The sequence below is a fragment of the Rathayibacter sp. AY1A3 genome, assembly GCF_002930975.1.
Lineage (GTDB): Bacteria > Actinomycetota > Actinomycetes > Actinomycetales > Microbacteriaceae > Rathayibacter.
Window position 1 is genome coordinate 107,856 of the sequence record NZ_PSTO01000006.1, and the last position, 13,866, is coordinate 121,721.

The window sequence follows — 13,866 nt, forward strand, 5'->3', positions numbered from 1 at the left end:
AGACTCATCGGCCGGTGGCCGGGATGAAGGTGTCGGTGCGCGAGGGCTGCCGGGGGGTCACGAGAGCGTGGCGGCCTCGTGATCGCGGACGTCCTCGGGGCGGGGGTCGGTTTCGGCGGAGGCGACCTCGAGGGTGATCGTGACGGGCTCCAGCCCCTCGGCGGTCACCGCGACGGTGACGGCTCCGGCACTGGCGGGCCGGACGACGGCGAGCAGGCGGCCCTGGAAGGTGGTGTGCTCGTCCGCGTCGTACTTCTCCGTGGGGTCGGGACGTCCGCTCCCGAGGGCCTGGAGGGTCGCCGCGCCGCTGACCTCGATGCGGACCGGGCGGTCGGCGCCGCTGACGAGGACGCCGTCGGTGTCGCGCAGCTCGATCGTGACGAAGGCGAGGTCGGCGGAGTCGTCGATCAGGCGGTCGCGGTCGGCCGTCACCTGCAGCCTCACGTCGCCGGTCGCGGTTCGGAGGCTGGTCCGGCTCACCTCGGATCCGGCGGTGCGGGCGACAGCGGTGAGTTCGCCGGGCGCGTACGGGACCTCGAACAGCGCACGGAAGCCGTGGTCACGGCCGGCAGGTGCGCGGCCGATGCTGTCGCCGTTGAGGAGCAGCTCGACCTCGTCGGCGTCGCTGTAGACCTCGACGGTGGCGGGAGAGCCGACCGGCACGTCCCAGCTCCAGTCGGCGACGGCGTCGGACCACGCCCAGGGGCTCGGGAACGCGACGGCGCCGTGGTGCTGCGGGGGCTGGACAGCGAGGTAGGGCTCGTGGCGGAGCCCGAAGACGGTCTCCCGGTAGTAGGACATCGGTCGGCGGACTCCGGTGATGTCGAGATCGCCGCACCAGGCGGCGAGCCAGGGGTAGGGGGCTGCGAAGGCGGGCATCTCACCCTCGGCGAGGTGCTGGACCCGCCCGATCCCGACCTCGCCCAGGTAGTCCCAACCCGTCCAGGTGAAGTCCCCGATCACGTGCGGGTTCTCCTCCACGAGTCGCCAGCTGACGTCGATGTTCCGGGGGAACGTCTCGGTGCCGACGATGATGCGGTTCGGGAACGCCTCGCGGTCGGCGACGTAGCGGGTCTCGCCGTAGTTGATGCCGGCGACGTCGACCGCGGCGAAGGACTCTGCGGTCCGCTGCGTCACCATGTCGGAGGCGTTGATGGCGCCCATGAAGTCTCCCGCCGCATTCACGCCGGCGGGCGCCTCGCCCTCGCGCTGCGCCGCCATCATGCGGGCGACGTCGGTGATCGCGGCCACGAACCCGTTGATGCTGTTCGTCACGAAGCGGGTCTCATCCAGCGAGCGGATCTTCTCCGCGATCCTCCGGCCCCAGTCAGTGCCGAGCGGGTTCCCCGTCTCGGGAATCTCGTTGCCGATCGAGTAGAAGATCACCGACGGGTGGTTGAAGTCCTTCGCGACGAGCGCTTCGACGTCGCGCTCCCACCACTCGGGGAAGGAGAGGGAGTAGTCGAAGGCGGACTTGCCGATCGTCCACATGTCGAACGTCTCGTCCATCACGAGCATCCCGTGGCGGTCGCACGCGTCGAGCATCGCCTGGCTCAGCGGATTGTGCGAGCTGCGGATCGCGTTGAACCCGGCGGCCTTGAGCAGCTGCACGCGGCGCTCCTCCGCGCGGCCGATCGTGGCGGCGCCGAGGATGCCGTTGTCGTGGTGGACGCAGGCCCCGCGCAGCTTCACGGCTGTCCCGTTGATCCGCAGGCCCTCCATCGGGTCGAGCTGGAGAGTACGGATGCCGAAGCGCGTCTCGCGCTCCTCCACCGCCGTTCCCGTGTCGACGAGGGTCGTGACCGCCGTGTAGAGCGAGGGACTGTCGACGTCCCACAGCTGAGGAGCTACGACGTAGAGCCGCTGTCGGGCCACGGACGTCGCCCCGGCGCGCAGGGTGATCGGAGCGGTGTCGGTGGCGACGGTCCGCCCGTCGGGGCTGCGCAGGACGGTGGTGACGGAGCGCTGTGCGGTGCCGGTGCTCTCGTTCTGGACGGTGGTGACGACCTCGACGACGGCGCGACGGGCGTCGATGTCCGGAGTGGTGATCCGCACGCCGCCCTCGGGAGTGACGTGCACGAGCTCGGTGACGTGCAGCAGCGCGTCGCGGTGCAGGCCGACGCCGGTGTACCAGCGGGAGTCCTCGTGCGCGCGGGCCTCGACGCGGATCGTGTTGGCGGCGCCGTAGTGCAGGTAGGCGTCCAGCTCGACGAAGAAGGTGGAGTAGCCGAACGGGCGCTGCGCGGCGAACTCCTCGTTCACGTAGACCATCGCATCGCGGTGGACGCCCTGCAGCTCGAGGGTGACGCGCTTGTCCCGGTACTCCTCCGGGACGTCGAGGACCCTCGAGTACTCGACGACCGCGCTGGGGAAGTAGCCCGTGTGCGAGGTGCGCCCCGGGGCGCCCGAGCGGTCGCGGTGAATCAGCGCGTCGTGCGGCAGCCGGACCGTCTCCGTCTCGGCGGCTCCCTGGAGGCTCTCGAAGATGCTCGTCTTGTCGCGCACGCTCCAGCCGTCGTTGAATGCGGTGGTCGTCATGGGTGTGCTCCTTCGTGCGGGGTCGTCGCCCCGGTGGCCGGCTGGGCCGGTTCGTGGTGGCGGAAGTGTTCAGGCGGCTCGGGCGGCGGACCGGACCCGGTCGAGGACGGCGAGGGTCCGGATCGAGTCGTCCAGCGTGTGCAAGGGATGCTCGAGTGCGCCCTGCGCGACGGCCTCGGTCACGGCGCGCAGCATCGGCACGTAGCCGTGGCCCTCCGCCTCGAGGACGGTCGTCACCGGTGATCCGAGCGCCTCCGGGATGCTTCCCGAGTGGGTGCTGAACCGGGTGGTCGCCCAGAACGGCGCTGCGACGTCGATCCAGCCGTTCATGCCGTTGATGGAGGCGGTGGGGTCGATGTACTCGACCATCGAGGCGGCGAGGTCGGCGAACCGTCCGCCCGCGTACTCGAAGCTGGCTCGGGTGGTGAGGTCGACGCCGTCGTGGCGGAGTGTCCGGTCGGCGCGGATGCGCCACGGAGCTCCGAGAAGGTCGAGCGCGAGCGTGACCGGGTAGATCCCCTGATCCAGCAGGGTGCTGCTTGCGCGATCGGCGGACCATCGCGTCGATTCCGCCACATCGAACGGGAGCCCGAAGGAAGCGCGGATGCTGCGCACCTCCCCGATCGAGCCGGCACGCACGTCGGCCACCAGCCGTCGGTAGGCGGGAGCGAACTTCATCCACATCCCCTCCATGGCGAACCGGCCCGCTCGCCGGGCGGCGTCCGCAATCACCCGCGCCTGGTCGGAGTCGACACCGATCGGCTTCTCGATCAGGACGTGCTTGCCTGCTTGGAGCGCGGCGAGCGCGATCGGCAGATGAGTCGCGTGCGGTGTGCCGATGTAGACGATGTCCAGTTCGTCGTCGTCGAGCATCCGGTCGAGGTCTCCGTACGCCCGTTCGACCCCGCGCTCGTCGCCGAACGCGGTGGCCGTGGCGAGGCTCCGCGAGCACACCGCGAGCAACCGCACCGTGTCCAGCTGTGCGAGATCGGAGCAGAGGAACCGCGAGACGGCTCCGGTGCCGACGATCCCCCAGGCGAGTCGGCTCGAGGACGCGGTCACCCCGGTCAGTCCATGACCTTGATGCTGTGGGTGGCGAGGTCGGCGCGTCGGCCGGCGGTGATGGGTGCGATGGCGATCGCGCCGAGCACGGCGATGGCGGCGCCGGCGAAGTAGACCACCGTGTAGTCCCCGGAGCCGAGGGCGAGGACGAGACCGGCGATGAAGGGTCCGATCGCCTGCGGCAGAGTGCTGCCGATGCCGATGATGGCGAGGAAGCGGCCGTTCTCGTCGGTGTCGCGCGGGAGGACGTCCAGGGCGAGCGCCTGGTCGACGGCTCCGTAGCAGCCGACGGAGAGAGCGAGGATGAGGCCGCCGATGACGTACTGCGGGATCGATGTCGAGGTGCCGGTGACGATCATGCTCGCGCCGAGGGTGACGGCGCTGAAGATCAGGAACGGCTTGCGGGTCTTGAGCTTGTCGGAGAGGTAGCCGGACCCGACCGCGCCGAGGATGCCGGCGATGACGCCGGGGATGCCGATCGCGGCCAGGAGGGCACCGACCTCGGCCGGGGCGAGTCCGAGGCGGGTTGTGAGGAGGTAGACGCCGTAGAGCCCGGACATCGAGATGGCGAGGAAGACGAGGGCCTTGCTGATCCACACCCAGGCGAGGTTGGGGTAGCGGCGCGGGTTGAAGTAGAAGCCCTGGAACACCTTCCCCAGATTCAGCGGAGGACGCTCGCCGGTCACCTGGGGGTCGCGCATCACCAGGGTGAAGAAGACACCGCCGACGAACGCGATGCCGGCCGGCAGCAGGAACAGGCCGATCGGGCTCTCCACGAACCCGCCCGCCACGGTGATGCCGAGGATCGGTGCGATCTGGGTGATCGCGCCGAGGATGCCCATGACCCGTCCGCGCTGCAGCGCCGGCAGGGAGTCGCCGAGGTGGGTGTTGAGCATCGAGGAGACGATGCCGTAACCGGTGTACGCGACACACCAGCCGATGACGAGTCCCGGGACGCCGTCGATGAGGGCGATCGCCGCGGATCCGAGGAGACCGAGGAGGCTTCCGAAGAGGAGCCAGGGACGACGGCGACCGAAGCGGGAGCGGGTCCGGTCGCTGAAGATGCCGACCAGCGGAGTGCCCAGGACCACGAACAGACCCGGAAGGCCGACGGCGATGGCGAGGACCGAGTCGCGGTTGTCGGGGGCAACCTGTGCTACCCGGATGGCGAGCGAGAATGCGATGGGGACGATGAACGCGACGTACAGCGTCAACTGGGCGACGTAGATGGCCAGCAGGTATCCCGCGCGCAGCTTCGGCAGCTTGGCGTCGGCTTCGCCGGCCATCGCGTCCGCGATGCGCTCCGCTCCGACCTGGATCGTCGCAGGCTGATTGAGCGGGATCTCGTCGAACCGAGGGTCCGGAGCGGAGGGCGACGACGCGCCGTCGGAAGACTTTCCAGTCATAGATCAGAACTCCATTGTCGTGAACGCCGAGCGGGACGCGCGGCCAGAATGTGGCTACCTCTGACCGTCGCCGAGGATTGTTACGAGACAATACCGTGCCTTGCGGTCATTGTCACGCGGCAACGCGCTCAGGCGCTGTGCGCCATCGGTACCCTGAGGGAACGCCTGCACCGGAGAGGAAGGAGAGCGCATGCCGATCACCAGTCGCGACGTCGCCCTCTATGCCGGCGTGTCCCGCTCGACCGTCAGCGAGATCCTCAACGGGCGTGGCGCGAAGTTCGCGGCAGCCACTCGCGAGAAGGTCGAACGAGCAGTACAGGAGCTGAAGTATCAGCCGTCCGCGGCCGCGCGGAGCCTCGTGCGCGGAGCCAGCGACCTCGTGATCGCGCTCATCCCCGACACGACCTTCGGCGTGAACCTGCAGGACATCCTCGAGAAGGCGACCGAGGAGCTCGCCGGGCACGGCCTGACCCTGCTGCTGCGCTTCTCGACGCCATCGTCCGAGATGTTCGACCGCATGATCACGACGGCCAGTCCGCGCGGCGTGCTCTCGTTCATGCCCTTCTCCACGAAGGAGCAGGAGATCATGCGGTCGCGGGGAGTGCAGTTCATCGCATCCTCCCCCCTCGACAGCCATAGCGGAGCCAATGTGGACATCGGACGGCTCCAGGTGCGTCACCTCAGCGAGCGAGGACATCGCCGTATCGCCTTCGCTCGCCTGCGTGACACACGTCAAGATGTGTTCGGGGACGAGCGCGAATCGGGCGTCCGCGACGAATGCCAGGAGCTGGGCCTCCCCGCGCCCTCAATCTTGAAGCTGGGCGTGGACCGAGACGAGGCACTGGCTGTCGTCGACTCCCTGGCGGACACTCCGGTCGCGGTCGCCTGCTACAACGACGACGTCGCAGCGGCACTGATCTCCGCAGCCACGATCCGCGGGCGCCGGATCCCAGAGGATTTCGCGGTCATCGGCATGGATAACACACCGGTCGGGCAGGTCATGATGCCTCGCCTGAGCACCATCGACTACCCCGCCTCCGAAGCGGCCCACCTCACCGTGGCGGGCTTTCTCTCAGCCATCACCGGAGAGGTGATCGAGGCATCCGCCCTCCATCTCGCCTTGAGGATCATCGAGGGTGAAACTTCCTAGCGGGGAGGAGTGGGCCTGGCTATAGGGAATGCAGCCGGGGTGCTCCTACAGAGCGCGGAGAGCTTGGTGAAATCTCATAATCGAGAGCATCTCCGTACAGGGGTCTTGCCCCTGCGCCGCCGCCACCGCGACCAGGGACGCGGTCGCGACGAGCTGTCCTCAGTCTTGCGTGTCCGGCGGGAACATCCCGGTTGGAGGGGCTGTGTAGGGCAGCAAGTCGCCTGGCCGGTTCTCGTCCCTCGATGTCGCGAACGGGCCGCTGGGCGAGAGCAGGACCCGCATGTGCGAATCGAGGTGGTTGATCCAATAGGCGCTCAGGGAGCCCGCACTGGTATGAGTCTCTTCCCACATCCGCCAGAGGGCCTCGATGCGGGTCAGTGCCTCGACGCTGGTCCACCACTCAGCCGCCCAGCGATCGCCGGCGGCCTGGCCCTTGGCCGTCACCCGGCGTCGGTAGGAGGGGCGGAGAAACTTCCTGACCCACTCGTCGGCGGATCCGAAGTACGTCCCCGGCGCCTCCTCCTCGTCCATGTCCTCCACCTCGACGGGGTGCAGCCTGACGGGATCCATGTCGACGTCGAACAGGTCCTCGTCGCTCATCGCTCGCCCCGGAGAGTCGCGTCCTGATCCACGTCGACGTCCGCCGTCGGCGGGGCTTCGAGCGGAGGCATGACCGTCACGACGGGCGAGACGGGTGCAGCGTTCGCCTCTCCGCTGCTGGCGTCGTGGGCGGCGATGGAGGCGTTGATCGCAGCGACCTGCTCCTTCGGGCCGTTGTACCAGGGCACCGTGTCGACCAGCGCCGCCCGGGCTCCGGAGGAGAGCATGATCGCCCGTCCGCGGCCCATGCTGGTGAGGTCGGCTACTTCGAGGATCTTCTCTCGCCGCAATGCCGAGGTGGTGGAGCGGACACCCTTGTTGTAGCTGGCGGAGGTGGTCTCCTTGTCGTAGGTGCCGATCAGCTCGGAGAGGGTGCGCAGGAACTCGTCCTCGGCGACTCCGCCGGCGTAGAGCTTCACGTTCGCGGCGGACCAGAGCTTGAGCATGCCTTCCTTGCCGAACACGCCGACGCCCTGGGACCAGGACTGGAACACGGCCATGATCGGGATCCCGCGGGAGCCGTAGTGGGAGTACAGGTCGGGGAGGTCTTTCCAGCGGCAGACGTTCGCGGCCTCATCGAGGACGGCCACGAGCGGTGTCGCGAGGCGCCCTCCGCGGGAGCGCGCGGCGTGTTCCTCTGCGGCTTCGATGGTCGCGGCGGTCAGGGCGGTGACGAGGGGGCCGGCGGTGCCGGCGCCCTCCTTGGACAGCGAGTACAGCGTCTGGGTCGACGTGACGAACGTCTCGGGGACGAACTGCGGGCGGGTGTCGTTCGGGCGGGCGTTCACCCAGTCGGCGGTCGCGGCGCTTTTCAAGCACACGGCCATGCCCTGCGCGGTCGAGTAGATCCCGTCGCGGGCCTTGTCGGCGGTGTTCATGATGCCGCGGACCGCTCGCGCGTTGGTGGGGTAGCCGTTGTCGTGCAGGAGCTCGACGGGGGTTTCGTCCTCGACGGAGGTCAGCCAGAGCAGCACGTCGCTGATCGGCCGGTTCCCGGCCGCGGCCGCGAGCAGCAGGTCGGACAGCAGCTCTTGGCCCTTGCCGTCGAAGTAGGCGTCGGTCTTCGCGTTCATCGCCCGGGTGCCGGAGGCGAAGTGCGTCGCGAGCTTGGCGGCCTTGGTGTCGTCGGTGACGTAGGAGAGGGGGTTCCACCACCAGGTCGCGTCCTCGAACGCGACGCGCTGCGGGTCGAAGACCCACACGCGGCCCTTGACGGCGCGCACATCGCGGGTCGCGTCGAGCACGTCGCGCTTGTTCGACGTCGTGACCACGGCGCCGGGGGCGGCCATGATCGCGGGGATGACGAGGGAGGTCGATTCGCCTACTCGGGGGCCGGCGATCAGCAGCATCATGTCCTCGAACGAGGCGTAGAGCATCTGCTTCCCCAGGTGCAGCCGTCCCACCGGGACGCCGGGGTTCTCAGCGACACCGAGGCGGGCGGACTTCTTCAACGCTTAATTGCGCATCATCGGCGCCAGATCGCGCGGCGTCGCCATATATCGGGCGGCGTGGTCCACGCTCGAGCGGTTCTTCCGCCCGAGCGAGCGCATCCACACGAGCCAGAGGCCCACGAGGACGATGACGGCGACGGCGGCCGCGGCCGCGGCGATCATCGTTGCGGACGTCGACCACACCACTCGGCCGCGGAACAGGCCCGAGATGATGTCGAACGGATCCGAGGGCAGACCCTCGTTCACTCCGTCGAGCTGCGACCCGACCGCGACGGCCACCCAGACGATGCCGATCGCAGCGATCGCCGCGAGGGCTGCGCCGAGCATCAGAGCGTCGTTGATGGCCTTGCCGGGCTCGTGGCGGCGGTTGTTAGCGGTGGCGCTCATGCGGACTCCTCCGTGTAGATCGGGCCAACCCACCGCGGGCTGCAGTCATCGGCGGGTGCTTGGTGCGAGGTCCCCCAAGAGAGGACCGCGAGGCCCCGCTCCACGAAGGAGACGGGGAGGTCGGTCGTGTGGAACCGGTGATCGCCGGGGACTGCCAGTTGGCAGGATCAGAGGTAGCGCTCGCTCGCGAGCGTCGACGGGCATGTCATAGCCGGCTCGCCAGGACGCTCGCGCAGCAGAGTGCTGCGGCAGCGACCACAGCGAGGCCGACCATCCCGGCGACGTAGCGTCCGGTTGCCTCGCGTTCCTCCGAGACAGTCCCTCGGGACGCACCCGGAGACGACGAGGGCCCGGCACCGCCGTGAGACAGTCCGGGCCCTCGGGCACGCAGGGGCTGCGCGTCAGCGGCGCAGCGTGTGGCTCGGCTTCTCGTCGAAGCGCACCTGGTACGCGCTCGCGAAGCGGCCGAGGTTGCCGAAGCCCCACTCGCGGGCGACCGCGGCGACGGTGGTCGAGCAGGGGTCGCCGGCGACCAGGTCGGAGTGGGCGCGGTCCAGCCGCACGTCGCGCAGGTAGACCGACGGCGACACTCCGAGGTGCCGCTTCGTCGCCTGCTGCAGCGTGCGGGTGTGCAGGCCGGCCGCGCGGGCGGCGTCGGCCGGGGTGATCGGCTCGTGGGCGTGGTGCTGGAGGAAGTCGAGCGCCACCCGGGTGCGGGAGGCGGACGGGCGCCGCAGCACGGCCGGCACGTCCCACGCGCGCCATGGGAACAGCAGGAGCAGCACCCGGGCGAGGTCGAGCTCGGCGGTGAAGCGCACGAGCGGAGTGATCGCGGCCGTCGCGAGCGCGGCGCTCGCCTCCGTCACCGCGGCGCGCCAGCGGGCGAGGACGCCGGGGTCGGCGTCCGCCCCGTGGTCGAAGGAGACGGGCTGGCGGGGGCCGGCGTGCGTCTCGGTCGCGACGTCCTCGAGGAACCCGGGGGCGAAGTGGATGAGGTTCTGCCGGTGCGGCTCGAACTCGAGCCCGAACTGGCGCTCCGCGGGGAACAGGAACGGGGCGGACAGCGCGCCGGTCCGGGTGAACGGCGGCAGGTTCAGGCGTCCGCCTCCGGCGCGGAACCAGCCGACGACGTACTCCTTCAGGTGGGGGACCTGGCCGGTGAGGGCGCCGGAGCAGTCGGAGGTGCGCAGGGTCACCCGGTCGCTGCCGCGGACGGCGTAGCGGTAGGAGAAGCCGCGCTGCAACGGAGCGACGCGGAACTCGCCTCCGCCGTACGCCTCGGAGTAGACGGCGGACGCGGCGGACGGATCGTCGCCGGAGGCTTCGTAGCGCCGGTCGGCCCGCTCGTCGCCCGCGAACGGGCTGCCGAGGGTGAAGGTCGACTCGCTCATGACGTCCGCCCGGGGCGGCGGCGGAGGGAGCAGTGCATGGGGGACTTCTTCCGGGTTCGGGGTCCGTGCGCTCGGGGGGACGCACGAGGGGTACGGAATCAAGACGTGTCGAGGAGCCGGAATGTCACGAATCCCGTCTCGAGACGTCCCCCATCGGCGGCACTCGCAATCCGGCCAGCGGATTCGGCGGCCCGTTGTCAAGGCTGGTAGTCATGCCGGACGGCGCCCCACACTGAGGGCACCGGCGCGCGGGGACACCGCGCGCGGGACCGCGGAGGAGGCGCTCATCGACGACGACCCCCTCCTGAACGCGTCCGACGCGACCCTCGCCGCGCGCGCCGTCGACGGCGACGTGCAGGCGTTCGAGCAGCTCGCCCGCCGCCACGGCGCGCTCATGCGCGTCTACGCCGCGAAGCTCCTCGGCTCCGAGGCGGAGTCCGAGGACGTGGTGCAGGAGGCGTTCCTCACCGGCTGGCGGCGTCTGGCCGATCTCGACAGCCCGGCGCACATCCGCAATTGGCTGATGCGCATCGTCACCCACAAGGCGATCGACCGGATCCGCGTCCGCCGCCGCCATGACGACATCGACGACTGGGATCCGCCCGCACCGCCCGAGCACTCCCCCGAGCGCATCGTCGAGGCACGACTCCAGCTGGACGCGGTCTGGGAAGCGCTGGACCGATTGCCTGCTGATCAGCGACGCTGTTGGCTACTCCGCGAGACCGCCGGCTACAGCTACCAGGAGATCGCCGACGCTCTCGAACTCCCCGTCTCGACGGTCCGCGGCCTCCTCGCCAGGGCCCGTCGATTCCTGCTCCACGAATTGGAGGCATGGCGATGACCGACGACGCCGCCGTGCCCGAGGACGACCTCGACGGCCACACGCTCGAGGAGCTGGGCGAGTACCTCGACCGCGGCCGCGAGCCGCGCGACCCCTCGATCGAGAACTCCGCCGCGTGCCGGCTCGCTCTCGCGAACCTCACCCGCCTCACCGAGCTCTCGGCACGGGCGCTGCGCCAGGAGGCCGACCGCGAGCCCGACCGCGACGAGGTCTGGATCGCCGGCCTGCTCGACGCGATCCGCTCCGAGGTGCGCTCCGGCCGCGACATCCCCGTCCGCCACCCCGACCCGACCCTCCGCCTGGCGCTCACGGAGGCGGCCGTGCGCGGGATGATCCGCCGCGCCGGCGACACGATGGGCGGCGTCATCATGGGCCGCTGCACCCTCGACGGCGACGTCTCGGCTCCCGGCGCGGTGGTGCGGATCGACGTGACCTGCGCCCTCGAGTTCGGCCTGCCGGTCGCCGTGGCCGCCGACCGCCTGCGCGAGCGCATCCGCTACGCCCTGGAGCGTCACACCGAGCTGACCGTCGGCGCGATCGACGTGACGGTCGACGACGTGTACCCCCACCGGGAGGAGCGGGAATGACCGACGACACCGAGCTCTCGCAGCGGCTGACCGCCGAGATCCGCGACATCGAGGGCGTCGCGGGGGTCTACCCCGCCCAGCCGATCGTCGAGGCCGCGGCCGACGCGCTCGCCGTGAAGCTGGACCTGCGGCAGCCCGACGTGCTGGTCGACATCGACCGGTCGGAGGGGTTCACCACGGTGAGCGCGCACATCGCCGCGTCCGCCGCACTGCCGGCGCCCGAGACGCTCCGCCTGGTGGGCGAGCGGATGCACGCGCTGCTCGCCGCCGACCCGTCGGTCTCGGGGCCGCTCGCCGTGAACGTGAAGGTGCGCCTCATCGAGGACTCGGGGCGCGCCGAGCGCTGAGCGGGGCCGCCGCCGCCCCCCCCCCCTCCCGCGAGAGGCCACCCGAGTACCTCGCGCGGCGTGCCGCGTACCGAGGTGGCGTCTCGCGGAAGGGATCAGGGGCAGCCCGTCCGGGTCAGCAGGAGACGAGGCGGTCGAAGCGGGACGCGACGCCCGAGCTGTCGCTGAACTTGCGGTTGATGGCGCTCATCTTGTTGCAGCCGCTGTCCGGGCCGTTCCTCCAGATGACCTTGACGTTGCTCGCCTGGTCGCAGTGCCACCACACCGTTACCTGCGCGCGACCCAGGGAGTCGCGCTGCGAGCGGACCTCGTAGCAGTTGCCCGGGCCGCCGTTCTGGTAGACGAGCTGCCCGGCGGAGGCGGGGGTCGCGACGGCGACGGCCCCTCCGAGGGCGAGGGCGATCGCGGCGAGCGTGGCCGTGAGACGACGGTGCATGGTGTTCTCCTTCGAACGGGCGATCGGAGGCGACGGCGGCCGCCCCTCTGCCAGCACCCTGGACCCGGCCCCGCCGAGCCCGGTCGTGAGCTTTCGTGCCGGGGATCACCCCGCCTGGAGGGTGGAGGGAGAGCGAGCACTCCTCACTAGCGTCGAGGCGCGTGCAGCTGCGCGCCCCTTCGACGCAGAGGACTCGCCATGCCTTCACGACTCCTCGACCGGCCGCGACTCGCCCTCGCCCTCGCGGCCCTGTGCCTCGGAGTGCTCGCGGCGACACCCCCGCAGGCGGTCGCCGCCCTCGCACCGGCGTCCGCGACTCCGACCGCCTCGTCCGCCGGCCAGGCCGTCACGGCGGCGCCCGCCGACGCCCCGGGCTGGACCACGCTCCTGCGCGACGACTTCACCGGGCCGGCTGGCGCGCCGGTCGGGAGCCAGTGGGAGCACGAGGTCGGCACCTGGGGCACCGGGGCGGTCGACCGCACGACCGAGTCGACGGCGAACGTCTTCCTCACGGGCGGCGGCGCTCTGGGCATCCGCGCCCTCCGCGACTCCGCCGGAGCATGGTCCTCCGGACGGATCGTCACCGCCGACAAGTCGTTCTCCGCGCCGGCGGGCGGCCGACTGCTGATGACCGCCTCGATCCAGCTGCCGGACGTCGCGCAGGCCACCGGGTACTGGCCCGCCTTCTGGGCTCTCGGGCGGGACGCGAACGCCGTCATCGACTGGCCCGCGACCGGCGAGTTCGACATGCTCGAGGCCGTCAACGGCACCGCCCAGGTGATCCAGACGCTGCACTGCGGGGTGCCGGACGGCGGCCCCTGCGACGAGCCCGCCGGCCGGACGAGCGGGATGCTGGACTGCGCGTCCTGCGTGACGGGGTTCCACCGCTACTCCGCCCTGCTCGACCGGACCGTGCCCGGCGACGAGCGCGTGGAGTTCCTCGTCGACGGCGTCACCCGGCACGTGGTGCGGGAGTCGGAGGTGGGGACGGCCGCGTGGCAGGCCGCGGTCCCGAACGACGTGCTGCTGATCCTGAACCTCGCCATCGGGGGCGGGCTGCCGAACGGCGTGTGCGGGTGCGACAGCGCGGCCGCCCCGAAGAGCTCCGGCGGGACGATGCTCGTCGACCACGTCGCGGTCTACCGGTCCGACGCGGCGCCGGCTCCGGTCGTCGTCGGGACCGCCGCGGTGGGCGCGACACTGTCCTCCTCCGCCGGTCGGACGGGACCGCTCATGCACCGCTGGGCGGCGGGAGGCGTCGACATCGCGGGAGTGACGGGTCCGGATCTCGTGGTCCCCTCCTCCGCGGTCGGCAAGCGGGTGACCGTGACAGTGAGCGCCGCCGACGGCTCCGGCCCGACGACCTCGCAGCCGACCGCACCGGTCGCCGCCGGCACCCTCGGCGCCGCGACGCCGACCGTCACGGGCACGGCCCGGGTCGGAGCGGTGCTCACGGCAGCCCCGGGTCCGTGGACGCCGACTCCCGTCAACCTCACCTACCGGTGGAAGGCGGATGGCGCGGCCATCGCGGGAGCGACGTCGCCGCGGTTCACGCTCACGAAGGCTCAGGCGGGGAAGCGGATCACGCTGACCGTCACCGGGACGAAGACCGGCTACTCCACCGCGAGCCGGACCTCCGCGGCGACGGCGGTCGTGGGACGGTGACGGGC

Annotated in this window: 13 protein-coding genes; 5 read left to right on the plus strand and 8 right to left on the minus strand. The window is 70.8% G+C overall.

Features of this window, described 5'->3' with window-relative positions; translation table 11 throughout:
- Positions 1 to 57: 57 nt before the first annotated feature.
- The 3 genes from C5C10_RS04635 to C5C10_RS04645 form a co-directional block, all read right to left on the minus strand.
- Complete coding sequence (locus tag C5C10_RS04635; protein ID WP_104328661.1) at positions 58 to 2,538, minus strand: glycoside hydrolase family 2 TIM barrel-domain containing protein; 2,481 nt, start codon at positions 2,536 to 2,538, stop codon at positions 58 to 60.
- Positions 2,539 to 2,607: 69 nt separating this feature from the next.
- The gene (locus C5C10_RS04640) at positions 2,608 to 3,600 is read right to left on the minus strand and encodes a Gfo/Idh/MocA family protein (RefSeq protein ID WP_181073395.1); all 993 of its coding nucleotides are present in this window, start codon (positions 3,598 to 3,600) and stop codon (positions 2,608 to 2,610) included.
- 5 nt (positions 3,601 to 3,605) lie between these two features.
- Positions 3,606 to 5,006, minus strand: coding sequence for an MFS transporter (locus C5C10_RS04645; RefSeq protein ID WP_104328662.1), 1,401 nt, complete (start codon positions 5,004 to 5,006; stop codon positions 3,606 to 3,608).
- A 190-nt stretch (positions 5,007 to 5,196) separates the two neighbouring features.
- On the opposite strand from C5C10_RS04645, the gene C5C10_RS04650 reads away from it, so the two are divergent.
- Positions 5,197 to 6,156, plus strand: a complete 960-nt coding sequence (locus C5C10_RS04650) for a LacI family DNA-binding transcriptional regulator (protein WP_104328663.1) — start codon at positions 5,197 to 5,199, stop codon at positions 6,154 to 6,156.
- A gap of 159 nt (positions 6,157 to 6,315) precedes the next feature.
- Here C5C10_RS04650 and C5C10_RS04655 read toward each other — a convergent pair whose 3' ends face one another.
- The 4 genes from C5C10_RS04655 to C5C10_RS04670 form a co-directional block, all read right to left on the minus strand.
- Positions 6,316 to 6,756, minus strand: coding sequence for a DUF4913 domain-containing protein (locus C5C10_RS04655; protein WP_104328664.1), 441 nt, complete (start codon positions 6,754 to 6,756; stop codon positions 6,316 to 6,318).
- Entirely contained in the window at positions 6,753 to 8,207 is a 1,455-nt protein-coding gene (locus C5C10_RS04660; protein WP_104328665.1) for a type IV secretory system conjugative DNA transfer family protein, read from the minus strand. The genes C5C10_RS04655 and C5C10_RS04660 overlap by 4 nt, the downstream gene beginning before the upstream one ends.
- A 3-nt stretch (positions 8,208 to 8,210) precedes the next feature.
- Positions 8,211 to 8,594 (minus strand): hypothetical protein, encoded by a 384-nt coding sequence (locus C5C10_RS18165; protein WP_104328666.1) that lies wholly within the window; start codon positions 8,592 to 8,594, stop codon positions 8,211 to 8,213.
- A 401-nt stretch (positions 8,595 to 8,995) separates the two neighbouring features.
- Positions 8,996 to 9,985, minus strand: a complete 990-nt coding sequence (locus C5C10_RS04670) for a helix-turn-helix transcriptional regulator (protein WP_104255209.1) — start codon at positions 9,983 to 9,985, stop codon at positions 8,996 to 8,998.
- Positions 9,986 to 10,337: 352 nt separating this feature from the next.
- Between C5C10_RS04670 and C5C10_RS04675 the strand changes: the two genes are divergently transcribed.
- Genes C5C10_RS04675 through C5C10_RS04685 form a run of 3 tightly spaced genes read left to right on the plus strand, consistent with a single transcriptional unit; the run spans position 10,338 to position 11,760 of the window.
- The gene (locus tag C5C10_RS04675) at positions 10,338 to 10,826 is read left to right on the plus strand and encodes an RNA polymerase sigma factor (RefSeq protein WP_244248147.1); all 489 of its coding nucleotides are present in this window, start codon (positions 10,338 to 10,340) and stop codon (positions 10,824 to 10,826) included.
- Entirely contained in the window at positions 10,823 to 11,413 is a 591-nt protein-coding gene (locus C5C10_RS04680; RefSeq protein WP_146076902.1) for an Asp23/Gls24 family envelope stress response protein, read from the plus strand. Before C5C10_RS04675 ends, C5C10_RS04680 begins: the two co-directional genes overlap by 4 nt.
- Entirely contained in the window at positions 11,410 to 11,760 is a 351-nt protein-coding gene (locus C5C10_RS04685) for a hypothetical protein (RefSeq protein WP_104328667.1), read from the plus strand. The genes C5C10_RS04680 and C5C10_RS04685 overlap by 4 nt, the downstream gene beginning before the upstream one ends.
- A gap of 115 nt (positions 11,761 to 11,875) precedes the next feature.
- Here the strand turns inward: C5C10_RS04685 and C5C10_RS04690 are convergent, their stop codons facing one another.
- The gene (locus tag C5C10_RS04690; protein WP_104328668.1) at positions 11,876 to 12,196 is read right to left on the minus strand and encodes a hypothetical protein; all 321 of its coding nucleotides are present in this window, start codon (positions 12,194 to 12,196) and stop codon (positions 11,876 to 11,878) included.
- Positions 12,197 to 12,394: 198 nt separating this feature from the next.
- Between C5C10_RS04690 and C5C10_RS04695 the strand changes: the two genes are divergently transcribed.
- Positions 12,395 to 13,861 (plus strand): family 16 glycosylhydrolase, encoded by a 1,467-nt coding sequence (locus tag C5C10_RS04695; RefSeq protein WP_104328669.1) that lies wholly within the window; start codon positions 12,395 to 12,397, stop codon positions 13,859 to 13,861.
- The last annotated feature ends 5 nt before the right edge of the window (positions 13,862 to 13,866 follow it).

What these genes read in the sequence shown, in the direction of transcription:
- C5C10_RS04680 (WP_146076902.1), top strand. Translation starts at nt 10,823, where the DNA reads ATGACCGACGACGCCGCCGTGCCCGAGGACGACCTCGACGGCCACACG.
- C5C10_RS04685 (WP_104328667.1), top strand. Translation starts at nt 11,410, where the DNA reads ATGACCGACGACACCGAGCTCTCGCAGCGGCTGACCGCCGAGATCCGC.
- C5C10_RS04635 (WP_104328661.1), bottom strand. Translation starts at nt 2,538, where the DNA reads ATGACGACCACCGCATTCAACGACGGCTGGAGCGTGCGCGACAAGACG.
- C5C10_RS04690 (WP_104328668.1), bottom strand. Translation starts at nt 12,196, where the DNA reads ATGCACCGTCGTCTCACGGCCACGCTCGCCGCGATCGCCCTCGCCCTC.
- C5C10_RS04695 (WP_104328669.1), top strand. Translation starts at nt 12,395, where the DNA reads ATGCCTTCACGACTCCTCGACCGGCCGCGACTCGCCCTCGCCCTCGCG.
- C5C10_RS04670 (WP_104255209.1), bottom strand. Translation starts at nt 9,985, where the DNA reads ATGAGCGAGTCGACCTTCACCCTCGGCAGCCCGTTCGCGGGCGACGAG.
- C5C10_RS18165 (WP_104328666.1), bottom strand. Translation starts at nt 8,594, where the DNA reads ATGAGCGCCACCGCTAACAACCGCCGCCACGAGCCCGGCAAGGCCATC.
- C5C10_RS04655 (WP_104328664.1), bottom strand. Translation starts at nt 6,756, where the DNA reads ATGAGCGACGAGGACCTGTTCGACGTCGACATGGATCCCGTCAGGCTG.
- C5C10_RS04650 (WP_104328663.1), top strand. Translation starts at nt 5,197, where the DNA reads ATGCCGATCACCAGTCGCGACGTCGCCCTCTATGCCGGCGTGTCCCGC.
- C5C10_RS04645 (WP_104328662.1), bottom strand. Translation starts at nt 5,006, where the DNA reads ATGACTGGAAAGTCTTCCGACGGCGCGTCGTCGCCCTCCGCTCCGGAC.